We start from the raw sequence: 16,170 nt of genomic DNA on the forward strand, positions 1-16,170 counted from the left end.
CTGTACCGGTCGCATGTCAGATTGCCCACCACGCGCAGCAGTCAGGAGGAATGCGCACCGTAGCGGCACGGTACGCAAGCGGCGCGGAGGACAGCAGCGCGCGCCCCGGAAGTGGAATGTCGACCTCCTCCCCGAGGGTGTTCAGGGTGCACACCAACCCCGGGCGCGACAGCGCGAGCACCCCTGCCGGGGCGGGGAGCCAGGTCATCCGTCCGTCGCCGAGGCCCGGCAGCTCTCGGCGGAGCGCGAGTGCCGAGCGGTACAGCTCCAGCGTAGAACCCGGGTCACCGGTCTGCGCCTCGACCGAGAGCCCGGCCCACTCGGCGGGCTGCGGCAGCCAGCTGCCGCCGGGGCCGAAGCCGTAGCTGCTGCCCGAGCGGGACCAGGGCAGCGGCACCCGGCAGCCGTCGCGGAAGCCGTCCTGACCGTCCTGGCCGTCCTGTCCGTCGGCGGAGGTCCGGAAGAACGCCGGGTCCTGCCGGCACTCGTCCGGCAGCTCGACGACCTCGGGAAGGCCCAGCTCCTCGCCCTGGTAGAGATAGACCGAACCGGGCAGCGCCAGGGTGAGCAGGGCCGCCGCGCGGGCCCGGCGCACGCCCCGGGCCGGGCTGCCGTCGGCGTAGCGGGTGGTGTGCCGGACCACGTCGTGGTTGGAGAGCACCCAGGTGGTGGGGGCGCCCACGGACGCGGTCGCGGCCAGCGACTCGTCGATCACCGTGCGCATCGCCTCCGCGTCCCAGGGGCACTTCAGGAACTGGAAGTTGAACGCCTGGTGCAGCTCGTCGGGGCGGACGTACAGCGCCAGCCGCTCGGGACTGGGCGCCCATGCCTCCGCGACCCCGACCCGCTCACCGGGGTAGGAGTCCAGCAGTCGCCGCCAGGAGCGGTGGATCTCGTGCACCCCGTCCTGGTCGAAGAACGGCAGCACCTGGGAGCCGATCAGCTTGGCTTGTTCGGTACGACCGATGTCGGGCATCCCGGCCGCCTTGACCATGCCGTGGGCGACATCGATACGGAAGCCGTCCACCCCCAGATCCAGCCAGAAGCGCAGCACCGAGTCGAACTCCATGCGCACCTCGGCACAGTCCCAGTTGAGGTCGGGCTGCTCGGGGGCGAAGAGGTGGAGGTACCACTCGCCCGGGGTGCCGTCCGCATCGGTGGTACGGGTCCAGGCGGGGCCGCCGAAGACCGACTCCCAGTCGTTGGGCGGCAGTTGGCCGTCCGCGCCCCGGCCGGGGCGGAAGTGGTAGCGCGCGCGGGCCGCCCCGCCGGGCCGGTCGGCGAGCGCGTCCCGGAACCAGGGGTGCTGGTCGGAGGTGTGGTTGGGCACCACGTCCACGATCACTCGCAGCCCCAGCTCATGGGCGGTGCGCACCAGGTCGTCGGCGTCGGCGAGGGTGCCGAAGAGGGGGTCGACGGCGCGGTAGTCCGCCACGTCGTAGCCGCCGTCGGCCTGCGGGGAGGCGTAGAAGGGGGTCAGCCAGACGGCGTCCGCGCCCAGTCGGGCGAGATGCGGCAGCCGCTCGCGGGCTCCGCGCAGATCGCCGATGCCGTCGCCGTCGCTGTCGGCGAAGGACCGCACATACACCTGGTAGATGACGGCGTCGCGCCACCAGCCGGGCCCCCCGGACGGTCGCGCGCTGTCGGCCTGGAGGGAGGTCGTGAGCTCCTGGGTCATACCGGCGAAACTAACAGTTCTGCAATGGCTTGCGGAAGAGATTGCAGAGGGTGGCGGGGGCCCAAGAGTGCGCTCCGGCGCGTGTTCACCGCGCTCACCGGGTGAGGGCGGCGCACGGGCGGGACACGCGGACGTAACGAATCCGGATGCCTTGCAGAAAATTCCCGCAAGGTCTTTCGGGATTCTTGCAGCCCTGTTACGTTCCTCGGCAACCCGGGGCCGCGACGACGCGGCCGGTCTTGGAGGAATGCAGATGCGACGTGGCATAGCGGCCACTGCGCTCGTCGCGGCCATGGCGCTCGCGGCGACCGCATGCGGTGGCGACGACGGTGACAACGGCGGCGGAAAGCCGGGCGGCAAGCTCTCCGGCACCGTGACCTACTGGGACACCTCGAACGACGCCGAGAAGGGCACCTACAAGAAGCTCGCCCTCGGCTTCCAGAAGGAGCACCCCGGCGTCAAGGTCAACTACGTCAACGTCCCGTTCGGCGAGGCCCTGGCCAAGTTCAAGAATGCCGCGGGCTCCGGCGGCTCCGGCGCCCCCGACGTCCTGCGCACCGAGGTCGCCTGGACCCATGACCTGGCGAACATCGGCTATCTCGCCCCGCTGGACGGCACCGCCGCCCTCGACCACGAGTCCGACTATCTGCCCAAGGCCGCCGCCGGTACGAAGTTCAAGGGCAAGACCTACGCGGTGCCGCAGGTCATCGACACCCTCGGCCTCTTCTACAACAAGAAGATGCTGGCGGACGCCGGTGTCGAGCCGCCCAAGAGCTGGACCGAGCTCAAGGCCGCCGCCAAGAAGATCAAGAAGAAGACCGGCAAGACCGGTCTGTATCTGCGCGGCGACGACGCCTACTGGTACCTGCCCTTCATCTACGGCGAGGGCGGCGATCTGCTCGACACCAAGGCCAAGAAGGTCACCGTCGACGACAAGCCGGGGGTCAAGGCGTTCGCCGCCGCCCGGGACCTGGTCAGCTCGGGAGCGGCGGAGACCGACGCCACCGACGGCTGGGACAACATGCAGAACGCCATCAAGAACGGCGACGTCGCGATGACGATCAACGGGCCGTGGGCGATCGAGGACACCCTCGCGGGCAAGGCGTTCAAGGACAAGTCCAACCTCGGTGTGGTCCCGGTCCCGGCCGGAAGCGGTGGCCAGGGCGCCCCGCAGGGCGGCCAGAACCTCACCGTCTACGCGGGCTCCAAGAACCTGAACGCCTCCTACGCCTTCGCCAAGTACATGAGCTCGGCCGAGGTGCAGGCCAAGACCACCGAGGAACTCAGCCTGCTGCCCACCCGCACCTCCGTCTACCGGAACAAGAAGGTCGCGGCGAACGCCAATGTGAAGTTCTTCAAGGCCGCCGTGGACAAGGCCGTCGAGCGCCCCTGGATCCCCGAGGGCAACAGCCTCTTCCAGGCGATCCTGGTGCAGTTCCCGGGCGTCCTGACCGGCAAGACCTCGCCCGAGAAGGCCGCGGACTCCGTCGGCGACGCCTACCGCAAGCTCCTCAAGGGCGACTGGAAGTAAGGACCAGCGAACGATGGCTGTCGACACCAGCCGGTCGGCGCATCCGGCCGCGGGCGCCAAGAGCACCCGCGGCCGGGTCCGCCGGACCGGGGACAAACCGCCCGGCCGGATCCGCGCCGCGCTGACCAGGCACTGGTACGCCTGGGCCATGGTCGCGCCCGTCGTGATCGTCATCGGGCTGATCATCGGCTACCCGCTGGTCCGCGGCGTCTATCTGTCGCTGACCGACGCCAATGAGGCCAATGTCGAGCGCACCATCGGGGTCAACCACATCCCCGCCACCTACCGGACGGTCGGCCTCGACAACTTCCAAGCCATCCTGGAGGACCCGGTCTTCTGGGACCGGCTGAGCTGGACGGCCACCTGGACCCTCTCCTGCGTCGCCGTCACCTTCGCGCTCGGCCTCGGCCTCGCCGTCCTGCTCAACCGCCGGTTCGCGGGCCGCACCGTCTACCGGTCGCTGCTGATCCTGCCCTGGGCGGTGCCCGCCTTCGTCTCCGTCTTCGCTTGGCGGCTGCTCTACAACGAGAAGAACGGCATCCTCAACAAGGTGCTGGAGGGCGGCGGTATCGACGCGGTGCCCTGGCTGAACGACCCCACCCTGGCCAAGGTCTCGGTGATCGCCGTGAACATCTGGCTCGGGGTGCCGTTCATGCTGGTCGCCCTGCTCGGCGGACTCCAGTCCATCCCCGGTGAGCTCTACGAGGCCGCCGAGATGGACGGCGCGAGCCCCTGGCAGCGGTTCCGCCACATCACCCTGCCCGGACTGCGCTCGGTCAGTTCCACCGTGATCCTGCTCTCCACCATCTGGACGTTCAACATGTTCGCGGTGATCTACCTGCTCACCCGCGGCGGACCGGGGGACAGCACCGAGATCCTGGTGACCTACGCCTACCGGCTCTCGTTCGTCAACAGCCCCCGCGACTTCGCGGGCGCCTCCGCCTGGGGCGTGCTGATCCTGATCATCCTCATGCTCTTCGCGGTGGTCTACCGCCGTTCGCTCCGCAAGCAGGGAGAGGTCTGGTAGCCATGCGCGACCGCCGCCGCAGCCCGCTCGCCTCCGTCGGGCTGCACACCACCTTGGGTCTCGCCTCCGCCGTGGCGGTCTTCCCGCCGCTGTGGCTGCTGGTGACCTCGTTCAAGCCGAAGAGCGAGGCGTTCAGCACCGATGTGGTGAAGAACCCGACGCTCGCCAACTACGCACACGTCCTGAACGACACCGAGTTCCTCACCTGGTTCGGCAACTCGCTGTTCATCGTGGTCTTCACCACGATCCTGGGCGTCTTCATCGCGGCCACCACCGGCTACGCCGTCAGCCGCTTCCGGTTCCCCGGTATGCGCTCGCTGATGTGGCTGCTGCTGATCACCCAGATGTTCCCGGTGGCCATCCTCATCGTGCCGCTGTACAACATCATGTCGACGCTGGGCTGGCTCAACCAGCCGATCTCGCTGATCGTCACCTACCTCACCGTGGCCGTGCCGTTCTGCGCCTGGATGATGAAGGGCTTCTTCGACACCATCCCGGTGGAGATCGACGAATCGGGCCGGGTCGACGGTCTCAACCCCTTCGGCACCTTCTGGCGGCTGGTCGTCCCGCTGGCCAAGCCCGGCCTCGCGGTGACCGCCTTCTACACCTTCATCACCGCCTGGGCCGAAGTCGCCTACGCCTCCGCCTTCATGACGGGCGAGAAGAACCTCACCCTCGCCGCGGGCCTCCAGACCTTCGTCAACCAGTACACCTCGGACTGGGGCTCGATGACCGCGGCCGCCGTCATGATCGCCATCCCGGCCGCCCTGGTGTTCTCGTGGGCCCAGCGCCATCTGGTGGCCGGTCTGACCGCCGGTGCCACCAAGTCCTGACCCCGCGCCACCCGTGATCGAACCGACGCTTTCCGATGAATCCAAGGACACCATGACGCAGTACCTCGCCGACCCCTCGGCCGACTCTTCGGGCTCGGTTCGCCTCCGGGCGCTTTCACCCGGAGGCGGGAATGTCCCGGCCTGGTGGCGGGACGCGGTGATCTACCAGGTCTATCCGCGGTCCTTCGCCGACGGCAACGGCGACGGCATGGGCGACCTCGACGGCATCCGCGCCCGGCTGCCCTATCTGAAGGAGCTGGGCGTGGACGCCGTCTGGCTCAGCCCCTTCTACGCCTCCCCACAGGCCGACGGCGGATACGACGTCGCCGACTACCGGGCCATCGACCCCATGTTCGGCACCCTGCACGACGCCGACGGGCTGATCCGCGACGCCCACGCCCTGGGCCTGCGCATCATCGTCGACCTGGTCCCCAACCACTGCTCCGACCAGCACCTCTGGTTCCGCCGGGCGCTTGAGGAGGGTCCCGCCTCACCGCAGCGCGAACGGTTCCACTTCCGCCCCGGCCGGGGCGCGGACGGGGAACTGCCGCCCAACGACTGGGAGTCGATCTTCGGCGGGCCCGCCTGGACCCGTACCACCGATGCGGACGGCACCCCGGGGGAGTGGTATCTGCACCTCTTCGCCCCCGAGCAGCCCGACTTCAACTGGGAACACCCCGCCGTCCAGGACGAGTTCCGCTCGGTGCTGCGCTTCTGGCTCGACCTCGGCGTCGACGGCTTCCGCATCGATGTCGCCCACGGTCTGGTCAAGGCGGCGGGACTGCCCGACCTCGGCCGGGCCGAACAGCTGAAGCTGCTGGGCAACGACGTCCTGCCGTTCTTCGACCAGGACGGGGTGCACCACATCTACCGCAGCTGGCGCACCGTCCTGGACGAATACCCCGGTGAGCGCATCGGGGTCGCCGAGGCGTGGACGCCCACCACCGAGCGCACCGCGCTGTACGTCCGCCCCGACGAACTGCACCAGGCGTTCAACTTCCACTTCCTGGCCGCCGACTGGGACGCGGCACGGCTGCGCGAGGTCATCGACGCATCCCTGGACGCGATGCGCCCGGTCGGCGCCCCCACCACCTGGGTGCTCTCCAACCACGACGTGGTCCGGCACACCACCCGCTACGCCGACGGCGACCCCGGGCGCGGGCTGCGCCGGGCCCGCGCCGCGACCCTGCTGATGCTGGCCCTGCCCGGCTCCGCCTATCTCTACCAGGGCGAGGAGCTGGGGCTTCCGGAGGTCACCGAACTGCCCGACGAGGTCCGGCAGGACCCCGCGTTCTTCCGGCGCGCCGCGGGCGGTGGCCAGGACGGGCTGCGGGACGGCTGCCGGGTGCCGATCCCGTGGTCGGGCAGCGAGGCCCCGTACGGCTTCGGCCCCCGCGCGGGCGGCCCCAGCTGGCTGCCCCAGCCCGACAGCTGGGCCGCGCTCAGCGTCGAGGCCCAGACCGGCCGGCCGGGTACGACGCTGGAGCTGTACCGCGAGGCGCTGGCCGTCCGCCGTACCCATCCGGCGCTCGGCGCGGGGGAGTCGGTGGAGTGGCTGACGGCGCCCGACGGGGTGCTGGCCTTCCGCCGCCGGGCGCACGGCGACGGACCGGACTTCGCCTGCACGGTCAACACCACCGGGGAGCCGGTCACCCTGCCCGCCCCGGGCCGGGCGCTGCTGTCCAGCGGTGCACAGCCGCCCAGCGGCGAGGGGGATTCCGACGGGGAGTTCACGCTGCCCGCCGACACGGCCGTCTGGTGGGCGGTGTGAGCGCACCCCTGCCGCCGCGGCTCGCCGACATCGCCGTCCAGGCACGGGTCAGCGAGGCCACCGTCAGCCGGGTACTCAACGGCAGGACGGGGGTCGCGGACACCACCCGGCAGCGAGTGCTCGCCGCCCTCGACGTCCTCGGCTACGAGCGGCCGGTACGGCTGCGGCGGCGCAGCGCCGGACTGGTGGGCCTGGTGATCCCGGAGCTCATCAACCCGGTCTTCCCCGCCTTCGCCCAGGTCATCGAACAGGTGCTGGCCGGACACGGCTACACCCCGGTGCTGTGCACCCAGCTGCCCGGCGGTGCCACCGAGGACGAGCTGGTGGAGCAGCTGGAGGAGCGCGATGTGGTCGGCGTCGTCTTCCTGTCCGGACAGCACTCCGACACCACCGCCGATCCGGCCACCTATCTGCGGCTGGCCGAGCGCCGGGTGCCGTTCGTGCTCATCAACGGCTACCACGAGGGCATCCGGGCGCCGTTCGTGTCCCCCGACGACCGGTCGGCGGCGCGGATGGCCGTGACCCATCTCGCCGCGCTCGGCCATGAGCGGATCGGGCTCGCGGTCGGGCCCGCGCGGTACGTTCCGGCGCGGCGCAAGGTCGAGGGGTTCACGACGGCCATGGGCGAGATCTTCGGCGTCACGCCCGCGGAGGCGGGGGAGTTGGTGCGGCACACCCTGTTCAGCGTCGAGGGCGGGCAGGTGGCCGCGGCCGCGCTGCTGGACCAGGGCTGCACCGGGTTTGTGTGCGGCAGTGACCTGATGGCGCTGGGGGTGATCCGGGAGGCGTCCCGGCGGGGGTTGACGGTGCCGGGGGACGTCTCGGTGGTCGGCTTCGACGACTCCCCGCTGATCCCCTTCACCGACCCGCCGCTGACCACGGTCCGCCAGCCGGTGCAGGCGATGGCCACCGCGGCGGTGGGCGCGCTGCTGGAGGAGATCGCCGGAAACCCGGTGCAGTGCACCGAGTTCGTCTTCCAGCCCGATCTGGTGGTGCGCGGCTCCACCGCGCAGGTCCGTCGCGGCGGATGACCACCGGGGCATGCCGAGGGGCCTGCCGAGGGCGTGAGATGACCGGCCCGACCGGCCGGGCGCGTGGGGCCCGCGCAGCGGGCCCCCGGCCGGCCGGACCGGAGACGTGCTTGAACGTAACACCGCTGCAATCGCTTGCGAAAGGTCTTGCAGCAAGGAATCGTCCGCGTCCCGGACCACGAAGATGTCCCCCCACCCCGTGAACCGCACCCTTCGCCGCACCGCCGCCCTCGCCGCCCTGGCGTTGTGCACGGCGGCCGCCCCCGCGGCAGCGGCCACGCCGCCGCTTTCCGCCAAGGCCCCCACCGCGGAGGCCCAGTGGCGGGCCACAGCGGGTGGCGGTCCTCGCGGGCACTCCGTACGCCCGGCGTCCGGTGCGGGCGCACGGCGCCGACCCCACGGTCAGGACGGCCTCGTCCGAGGGGTCATCGGGCACCTTCACCCCCCGGCCGGACGGTCGTGGTCTTCACCGCCGGGAGGCTCAGCGCAGGGCGCCGAGCCGGTCGCCGCCCACCAGTCGGGCCTTGAGGTCCGCGTGCGCCCCGGCCTTGGCGGGCAGCGTCAGCGTCCGGCCCCACCCCCGGCCCCGGACCCCGCCGTTCGCCGCGATCCCCGTCACCTGACGGCTGCCCGCCGCCAGCAGATACCACCGTCCGGCCTGCGACTTCCACAGCACCCCGGCGAGCACCCGCGGCTCGCGCGGGCCGCACGCCGGGGAGTTGTCGGCGCTCGCGGCCACGGCGCCCGCCGCGCCCCGCCGCACACCCCACGGCTGGAACTGGGCCAGCACCCGGCTGCCCCGGCCCCGCCAGGTCTCCGCCCGGGTGCACAGCCACGCCGCTCGGCCGCCCGCCTCCGGCAGCGACTGGGCCGCGAACCGCCAGGTGTTCACACTGCGCACCCCGCGCGCCTGCATCAGCGGCAGCCGGCAGGCCGTGTGCGCCCAGCTCGCCCGCGCCGCGCGGCCCGCCACATCGTGCGGCGCCCGCCGCCCCGGCGCGCCGTACGTCAGCCGGGCCGGGGACAGCTCACCGAGGTCGACCACCAGCCGCCCGCCCAGCTGGAGCGCGGGCCAGCCACGGCACGGCCGCAGCTGCGGCATCGTCCGCACCGGATCGGTCACCCCGTCCGGGGCGCGGTGCAGCGGACGCGGCCGCTGGGCCGGGTGCAGCAGGTCCCGGACCGAGGCGCGGCGCACCCACGGCGCCGTCAGATAGCGCACATTGCCGTCCGCGCGGGTCAGCACCAGCGCCGTGGCGGTGGCCGCGTCCGCGGCGTCGAGCCGGGCCAGGTCCAGCGCCACCGCACCGCCCTCGGCGCCGTCCGCCTCCGCGTACCGCGCGATCCGCAGCCCGTCGTAGAGCAGCACCACCGCGGCCTGGTCCACCTCGCCCGCGTACAGCAGCTGCGGCGGCCCGGACGGCGGCCCGGACTGCGTACCCGCCGTGGTCGAGATCCGCACCGCGCGGCCGGGCCGCGCCCAGACGGCCAGCGCGCGGCGCAGCAGCGCGGTGTCATGCGTCCGCTCGCCGCGCGCGGGCCACGCCGAGAAGTCCACCCGGCTCGCGGTGCGCCACGCCTCCGGTGCCGTACGGGTCAACCGGTGGGGATCCAGGGCGCGTTCGGAGGCGGGGTTACGGGCGTACGAGGGCGCCGCGGCACCACTGGGCCCCCAGCCCTCGCCCGGCATCCCCAGCAGGGTGCCGCACACCAGCAGCGCCACCACGGCCACCAGCAGCGCCCGCAGATGCTGACGGCGGCGCATCAGGTCGGTCGGCCGCGCCTGGAGCGAACACGGGTCGAACTCGGCCGACTCCAGCGGCGATCCGTCCCGGCTGCCCGCGGGCTCCGGCACACCGTCCGCCTCGGCGAGCGCGCCGCGCGCGTCGTCGACCCCGGCGGACTGGAGCAGCTTGCGCACCTCGCGGTCCTCAAGACGCTCCAGCTCCCGCAGCACATACGCGGCGCGGCCGGGGCCGGACAGCTCGGACAGCGCCTGGTCCAGGGCGAGTTCATCCGCTCCGCCCGAGCGCGGGAACAGCCGCAGCCCGAACACCTGCGGCAGCAGCGGCGGAAGCTGCCACCAGCGGCGCGGCTCGGCGGCCCGCAGCGCGGTGCGCAGCACCCGCAGCCGGACGTAGGCGTAGCCCGCGTCGGCCGCCGCGCCCTTCGTCCCGCGCTGCCAGGGCAGTTCGAGATCGGGGTGCGGCTCGGGCCCGCCACCGGTCCGGTTGCGCGGCAGCGCGCGCTGCGCGAGGGCGTGCGCGGCCAGCACCCGGCGGGTGCGGCCCATACCGGGCGGCAGGATGAGATATCCCAGCCGCACCAGCCGCGGGTAGTGCTCGACGATGGCGGCCTCGGCCTGCTCGACGTCGATCGGGCCGGTGGTGTCGTCGTCGAGGGTGGCTGTCGCCTGCTGCTGTTCCACGTTCCGTAGAACGAGTGGCGGGGCGGGTTGGTCACCTCGGGGGCCCCGCGACGGTCACCTGCTGCGGGGCCGCCGGGGCCTTCAGGAAACCTTCCAGCCGCTGAACTCCACAGTGCCGCGGGCCCCGCTGCCGCCGCCCGCCGCGCTCATGAACATCCCGGCGTCCTGCGCCGCCGCCGCGCCCGGCACGGTCACCGTCGCCACCTTTCGCCAGCTCGCGCCGTCGTCGGTGGACATCTCGCCGGTGAAAGCGGTGGCGGAGGCGCGGGTCAGCCGCAGCACAACGGGCGCCTTGACGCCGGTGATCCGCTGGTAGGTGTCCAGCGTGCCGTCGCCGTTGGCGTCGTACGACAGCACCACACCGTTGGCCGGGGTGACGGACAGGTTGACGAAGCCGGGTGAGCCCGCGGTGGCCAGCGCGTTGCGGACGGCGATCCCGGCGCGTGCCCACGGGCCGGTGACCGCTTGGGCGTCCACCGTGACGGTGGCCGACTTGCCCACGGTCAGGGCCGCTTCGCGATAGAGCGCGCCGAACTCGGCGGTGGCCTTCCACAGGTCCTGCCCCGCGCCGTCGATGGCGAACGCCCGCGCCAACTGCCCGAAGACCGCACCGTTGTTGGTGACCGTCCGCCAGCCGTCGGCGAGCGGACCGGCGATCCACAGGGTGCCGGTGCGCAACGCCCGTACCCGGTCCTCACCGCGCGGCCCGTAGGTCACGCCCAGTTCGTACGGCAGGGCCTTGAGCGGGTGCTCCAGCGGTTCGGCGGGGGCGGTGGCGCGCCAGTGGACCTCACCGGTGCCGCCCGCCCGGACCGACTCCAGCGAGGTGGGCCCCTGGGGCTCGGGCTCCGTACCGGTCACGGTCAGCTCGAAGTCCACGCGGCCGGTGGCGCGCAGCCCGTTGACGTTGCGCAGCGCCGCGGTGATCGCGGCGGTGCCTCCGGGCGGCATGGCGGCCGGTTCCGCGGTGACGGTCAGCGTGCCCTGGTACGGGGCCTTGGCCAGGGTTTCGTGGACCCGCTGTGCGGTGCGGTGGGCGTCGGTGGTCGGCCGCACCGGATAGCCGGTGCGCTCCCGGGTCCAGGGCTCCTCGATGGCGTACCAGTCGAAGGTGCGCGGGGGCCGCCCTTCGGCGAGCGCGTCCTCCAGCTCGTCGAGATAGCCGCGCCACTGAGGGAGGTGGAAATCGGCGATGAGCCCGTTCCAGTCGCGGTTGGCGTAGTTGGCCAGTTTGCCGCCGTCGGCGGTGACCTTGTCCGCCCAGGTGGTGATCAGGGTCCGGGCGGCGCGCTCGAGCTGGGCGGACTCCGTCTCGCCGGTGGCCATGCGGGTGGCGTCCGCCAGCCAGGGGCCGAGGAGGAAGCGGCGGTGCGCGCCGGTCATGTCATCGCTCAGCCGCATCAGTTTCAGCCACAGCCGGGACAGCGCGCGGAAGGTGGTGAGGTCCTTGCGCTGATACGCCTCCTGGAGCTGGGGGATCAGCTGCCAGGACCGGTTGGCCAGCGCCTGCCGGGCGATATCGGTCAGATCGTGGCGGTAGGCGTCACTGTCGCGCAGCGCGGGCCGCACCGCCAGCAGCGCCGCCAGGGCCGGGTCGAAGGCCGCCGGGTCGAAGGCGGGGGTGTGGGTGGCGTAGTTGGTGCCGGAGCGTGCGGTGAGGCTGGGCCGGGCGGCGAAGACGGAGTCATGCGGCCGGCCGTCCTTGCTGCTGATCTCGTACGCGGTGTCGCGCAGCGCGGCGTACGCCTCGCGGCCCCGGTCGTCACGACCGCCGAGCCGGATGTCCGCGTAATCCCGGAACCAGGCGGTGCGGTCCACCGGTTCGGCCCGCCACGCCAGCTCGCTGAACAGCTCGAAGGCCGCCGGGTCACGCTCGGCCGCCTCGGCCATATAGGCCGTGCCGACCAGGGTGCTGCCCGCCTTGTCGCGCCACTCGGTGAACCGCTTCGCCCACATATGGGTCTTGGCGCCGATGGTGGTGCGGCCGCCGAAGTTCGGGATGGTGCCGAACGCGTAGGGCACCGAGCCCCAGTCCTTCTCCCGGTCGGTCACCGTGTCCAGGTCCGACAGACCGTCCACCACGAGCATCCGGTCGTGGTCGACCGCGTCCAGCAGATCACGCCGGGGATTCTCCTGCCAGCCGAGGATGACCCAGGTGGCGCCGGGCCGGGCGGCCTGGAGCGCCTTCTCCACCGCGCGGGCGGCATCGGGCACCGGGACGTCGCCGGGGTCGCCGCCCTCGTGCAGCAGATCCATCTTGAACAGGTCGACCGGTCCGAAGAGATCGTACTGATGCCGGTAGAAGGCGGCGGCCACCTTCCGGAAGGACTCGGTGCGCGGATCGAGCCAGTCGGGGCGCTTGAGCCCCGCCCAGTCGCCCTGCGGCACCGTACGCGCCCCCGCGTTGCGGTCGGCGAAGCCGTCGGGGACGGTGCCGAAGTAGCCCGGGAGCACCGGCCGCATCCCCAGTTCGCGCAGGCGGTCGGCGATCCGGCGCCCCAGCTCGGCCCGCTTGGCCAGCAGTTCGGGGGAGACGGGCCCGCCGTAGCCGCTCATGTTCTGGAGCAGCCACCAGGGCTGGTGGGAGGGGGCGGGGAGCCAGGCGCGGGCCTCGGCGTCGGAGTAGCCGAAGTCCTTCAGCAGCCGGTGGTAGACGACCTCCTGGCCCGCGGTGACCAGAAGTTCGTTGCAGCCGTGCAGGGCCGCGATATCGATCAGGTGCTCCCAGCGGTCCCAGTCGGCGAACGGCGCGGTGTAGCCGTCGTGGGTGTCGTTGAACGCGAAGCGGTGCGGGAGCGCGGTGGACCGCCGGACCGGGCCGTGCGGCGCGGGCAGCGTCCGCGGCAGGTTCAGCTGGTCGCCGGACCAGGTGAGCTGGGCGTGGCAGGTGTACTTCAGATACCAGTGGACGCCGGTGAGCAGCACCGCGGGACCGGTCCCGGCCACGGTCAGCCGACCCGCGGAGCCGGTGACCTCGAACCGGTCCTCACCGTCGTCAGGCGCCAGTGCCTTCAGCCGGAACTGCTCCGCGTGGTCCGGGAGCAGCCGCCGCAGCGCGGCGTACGCGGGTCCGGTGTCAAAAGCGGTCACGGCGGGATCCTGTGGGCTGTGCCGCGCCCCGGTCCGACTCTCCGCGGCGGCGGGGAGGGAGCTCCCCAGCGCGGTTCCGGCTCCGAGTGCTCCGGCGGTTCCGATCAGCGTGCGTCTGCTCAGGTCGCTCATGCGCCCCCCAACGGACAACGGCCAACGGTCCATCTCCGCACGGCACTTAACCAGCGTTGCGGGGTGGGAGCAATGGGGCGCGCGAGGCGCGGAAGTCCCGCCGTGCCACCGGGCCCGTCGCGTGCTCAGCCGTGGTCGAGATAGGCCAGGACGGCCAGCACCCGGCGGTTGTCGTCGTCGGAGGGCGGCAGCCCCAGCTTGCCGAAGATGTTCGAGGTGTGCTTGGCCACCGCCCGTTCGGTGACCATCAGCTGTGCCGCGATCGCCGCGTTGGACCGCCCCTGCGCCATCAGCTCCATCACCTCGCGCTCGCGCGGGGTGAGCCGGGCGATCGGCCGGTCCTGGGAACGCCGGTCCAGCAGCTGCGAGATCACCTGAGGGTCCATCGCGGTGCCGCCGTCGGCCACCCGCCGCACCGCGTCGACGAACTGGTCCGCGTCGAACACCCGGTCCTTGAGCAGATAGCCGATGCCACCGCTGCCGTCGGCCAGCAACTCGCGTGCGTACAGCTGCTCCACATGCTGGGAGAGCACCAGCACCGGAAGGCCAGGCCGCGCCCGGCGCGCGGCCAGGGCACACTGCAACCCCTCGTCGGTGAAGGACGGCGGCAGCCGTACGTCCACCACCGCCACATCGGGCTTCAGCTCCTCGAAGGCCCGGGTGAGCCCGGGGCCGCTGTCGACGGCGGCCGCGATCTCGAAGTCGTACGCCTCCAGCATCCGCACCAACCCGTCCCTGAGCAGAAACAGGTCCTCGGCGATCACAACGCGCACGTGACGGCTCCATGAAGTCATTGGGCCCCGGATCAGGGCCCCGGATCAGGGAAAGGGCGGACCGGGCGAACGCGTTGAATGTACCGCTCCCGGGGGCCGACCCCGGGTCCGCGCGGCGGCCGGGCACAACGCACCGGGCGGGCCGGACACCTTTAAGGGTCCGGCCCGCCCGGTGGGCGATGGATCAGCCCTTGACGGGCCACTCCAGGGGCTCGTTGTAGAAGCCCTGCGTCAGCTCCACCGCGGCGGCCTTCTGGCCCTCCGGGATGAGGAAGGTGGTGCAGATCTTCTCCGACTGCCCCGGCGTGAGCTTCTTGGTGTCGTCGGGGGCCGGGCAGTCCTTCCACTTCGCCTCGCCCAGGAGCACGATGAGGGCGCGGGTGCGCTTCTCGACGTTGGTCCGCACGACCAGGTCGTCGTCCATGTCGTCGATCTGCATGGGCTTGCCGCTCTTGTGGGTGAGCGTGGACCAGACATGGACCGGAATCTGCGGACCGTCCTCCTTGTCCTTCTTCAGGCCGGAGGCGTCCATTTCGGCCTTGGTGCCGGTCACCACCTTGGTGGGGGTGACCGTGAAGGTGGCGCCGGCGTATTCCTTCATATCGCTCTTCTGCGGCGGGCTGGCCTCACCGAGGCGGAAGGTCTGCTGCTCCTTCTTCGCCGGCGCGGAGCTGGACAACTTGCCCTTCTTCTTTCCGTCGGACTTCCCCTTGGAGTCCGAGCCGTTGCAACCCGTCAGGGCCACGGCAAGCGCCACCGCGCCCAGCGTCGCCGGCACAGCACGAGTCCACGTTCGCATGATGTCCTCACTCTCCCCGTTGCACAGTGCGATCCCGGCCGGCCGTTCCACGGCATCAGCGCCGAGTCGAGACGCGGGCCCCTCCGGCCGTGCGCGGGCGCGCGAAGGCGCGGCAGCGCGGATGATGCCGGAGGACGTGACGTCGGGAAGATGTTAGCGAGTGGCCGGATCTCGTCGTCAGGTGGCGGTCCCCTTTGAAGGCGGGCCCTACGGGCGGGGCCGCCCGCCGAGCTTCTCCTCGATCCAGCCGACGCCGAAGCGCACCACCTCAGGCGCCTCGAACAGATGGCTCTCGGCCGCGCCGACCGTGCCCCGGACACCGAACCCCGCGGCCAGCATGTCCCGCGCGATCACCGTGAACGGCCATGCGCCCTCGGGCACCACCGAGGAGTAGTCGAACGCCTCCTCCTCGGTGTCGATGTCGTGGAAGCGCCGCCACTCCCGCCGCCCGTCGACCAGGATCGGCTGCTCATAGCTGACGTACCGTTTGCCGGGCGCCTCCGCCAGCGCCTCGGCGTGGTGCAGCAGCGTGATCGTGTCCAGCGGGGCGCCGAGCAGCAGCACTCGTCCGCCCCGCTCGGCCAGGCGCGCCAGCGGGCTGCCGGGGCCGTGCGGTTCGTCCCACGGGTGGTCGGCCATCAGCTCCCCGGCAGCCGCCCCGACCGCCACGAAGCTCGCGTCGGGATGGCGGCTGCGGACCGCCCCCGGCCAGTGCCGCAGCGCCTCCGGCAGCCTGCCGTTGTTGTGGTCCGCCTCGCTCAGCTCCGGGTCGTAGGCGGGGTGTTCGGCGCGGACGGCCCGCTGCCACTCCTCCGGCCACTCTGCAAGGTCGTACGGCGGAGCGTCGTTCCAGCCACAGGACGCCATCAGGGTGCCGCCCTCGCCCACGACGTCCAGCAGCGCGCCGATGACGGTGGGCGGCCCGCCCGCCACATAGCCGAGGGCGGACATCCGGGTGTGAAACATGACCGTGTCGCCCTCGGCCAGACCGAGCGTCCGCAGCTCCGCGGCCAGCCGGGTTCGGGTCACCGGTCCGCCGGAGCGCTCCAGGAGTTCTCTCTCGTCCACGCACCCAGC

The 16,170-nt window shown here is 72.1% G+C and carries 11 protein-coding genes; 5 read left to right on the forward strand and 6 right to left on the reverse strand.

Annotated features, from left to right (window positions below; translation table 11 throughout):
• Nucleotides 1-16 precede the first annotated feature (16 nt).
• Nucleotides 17-1,678 carry a glycoside hydrolase family 13 protein gene (locus AC4BEG_RS25380; protein WP_490702056.1) on the reverse strand — a complete coding sequence of 554 codons (1,662 nt, stop codon included), beginning with the start codon at nucleotides 1,676-1,678 and terminating at the stop codon, nucleotides 17-19.
• Nucleotides 1,679-1,931: 253 nt separating this feature from the next.
• Between AC4BEG_RS25380 and AC4BEG_RS25385 the strand changes: the two genes are divergently transcribed.
• Genes AC4BEG_RS25385 through AC4BEG_RS25405 form a run of 5 tightly spaced genes read left to right on the forward strand, consistent with a single transcriptional unit; the run spans nucleotide 1,932 to nucleotide 7,871 of the window.
• Nucleotides 1,932-3,209 (forward strand): extracellular solute-binding protein, encoded by a 1,278-nt coding sequence (locus AC4BEG_RS25385; RefSeq protein ID WP_490702057.1) that lies wholly within the window; start codon nucleotides 1,932-1,934, stop codon nucleotides 3,207-3,209.
• A gap of 13 nt (nucleotides 3,210-3,222) precedes the next feature.
• Nucleotides 3,223-4,236, forward strand: a complete 1,014-nt coding sequence (locus AC4BEG_RS25390) for a carbohydrate ABC transporter permease (protein ID WP_490702058.1) — start codon at nucleotides 3,223-3,225, stop codon at nucleotides 4,234-4,236.
• 2 nt (nucleotides 4,237-4,238) lie between these two features.
• On the forward strand, nucleotides 4,239-5,069 hold the full coding sequence (locus AC4BEG_RS25395; RefSeq protein WP_490702059.1) for a sugar ABC transporter permease: 831 nt from the start codon (nucleotides 4,239-4,241) through the stop codon (nucleotides 5,067-5,069).
• A 52-nt stretch (nucleotides 5,070-5,121) separates the two neighbouring features.
• Nucleotides 5,122-6,840, forward strand: a complete 1,719-nt coding sequence (locus AC4BEG_RS25400) for a glycoside hydrolase family 13 protein (RefSeq protein WP_490702060.1) — start codon at nucleotides 5,122-5,124, stop codon at nucleotides 6,838-6,840.
• Nucleotides 6,825-7,871 (forward strand): LacI family DNA-binding transcriptional regulator, encoded by a 1,047-nt coding sequence (locus AC4BEG_RS25405; protein ID WP_490707184.1) that lies wholly within the window; start codon nucleotides 6,825-6,827, stop codon nucleotides 7,869-7,871. Before AC4BEG_RS25400 ends, AC4BEG_RS25405 begins: the two co-directional genes overlap by 16 nt.
• A gap of 481 nt (nucleotides 7,872-8,352) precedes the next feature.
• Here AC4BEG_RS25405 and AC4BEG_RS25410 read toward each other — a convergent pair whose 3' ends face one another.
• The 5 genes from AC4BEG_RS25410 to aac(3) all read right to left on the reverse strand — a co-directional run bounded on the left by AC4BEG_RS25410 (nucleotide 8,353) and on the right by aac(3) (nucleotide 16,161).
• A complete protein-coding gene (locus AC4BEG_RS25410; protein ID WP_490702061.1) occupies nucleotides 8,353-10,299 on the reverse strand; it encodes a hypothetical protein in 1,947 nt (648 codons plus the stop codon).
• 81 nt (nucleotides 10,300-10,380) lie between these two features.
• Entirely contained in the window at nucleotides 10,381-13,521 is a 3,141-nt protein-coding gene (locus AC4BEG_RS25415) for an alpha-N-acetylglucosaminidase (RefSeq protein WP_490702062.1), read from the reverse strand.
• 125 nt (nucleotides 13,522-13,646) lie between these two features.
• Entirely contained in the window at nucleotides 13,647-14,294 is a 648-nt protein-coding gene (locus AC4BEG_RS25420) for a LuxR C-terminal-related transcriptional regulator (protein ID WP_490702063.1), read from the reverse strand.
• A 184-nt stretch (nucleotides 14,295-14,478) separates the two neighbouring features.
• Entirely contained in the window at nucleotides 14,479-15,072 is a 594-nt protein-coding gene (locus tag AC4BEG_RS25425; RefSeq protein WP_490702064.1) for a hypothetical protein, read from the reverse strand.
• Nucleotides 15,073-15,300: 228 nt separating this feature from the next.
• Entirely contained in the window at nucleotides 15,301-16,161 is an 861-nt protein-coding gene (aac(3), locus tag AC4BEG_RS25430; protein ID WP_490702065.1) for an aminoglycoside 3-N-acetyltransferase, read from the reverse strand.
• Nucleotides 16,162-16,170 lie beyond the last annotated feature (9 nt).

The organism is Streptomyces sp. JLBJ103, from assembly GCF_058215575.1.

Excerpts from the sequence above, each read along its gene's own strand:
- AC4BEG_RS25385 (WP_490702057.1), top strand. The coding sequence starts at position 1,932 with ATGCGACGTGGCATAGCGGCCACTGCGCTCGTCGCGGCCATGGCGCTC.
- AC4BEG_RS25400 (WP_490702060.1), top strand. The coding sequence starts at position 5,122 with ATGACGCAGTACCTCGCCGACCCCTCGGCCGACTCTTCGGGCTCGGTT.
- AC4BEG_RS25415 (WP_490702062.1), bottom strand. The coding sequence starts at position 13,521 with ATGAGCGACCTGAGCAGACGCACGCTGATCGGAACCGCCGGAGCACTC.
- AC4BEG_RS25395 (WP_490702059.1), top strand. The coding sequence starts at position 4,239 with ATGCGCGACCGCCGCCGCAGCCCGCTCGCCTCCGTCGGGCTGCACACC.
- AC4BEG_RS25380 (WP_490702056.1), bottom strand. The coding sequence starts at position 1,678 with ATGACCCAGGAGCTCACGACCTCCCTCCAGGCCGACAGCGCGCGACCG.
- AC4BEG_RS25390 (WP_490702058.1), top strand. The coding sequence starts at position 3,223 with ATGGCTGTCGACACCAGCCGGTCGGCGCATCCGGCCGCGGGCGCCAAG.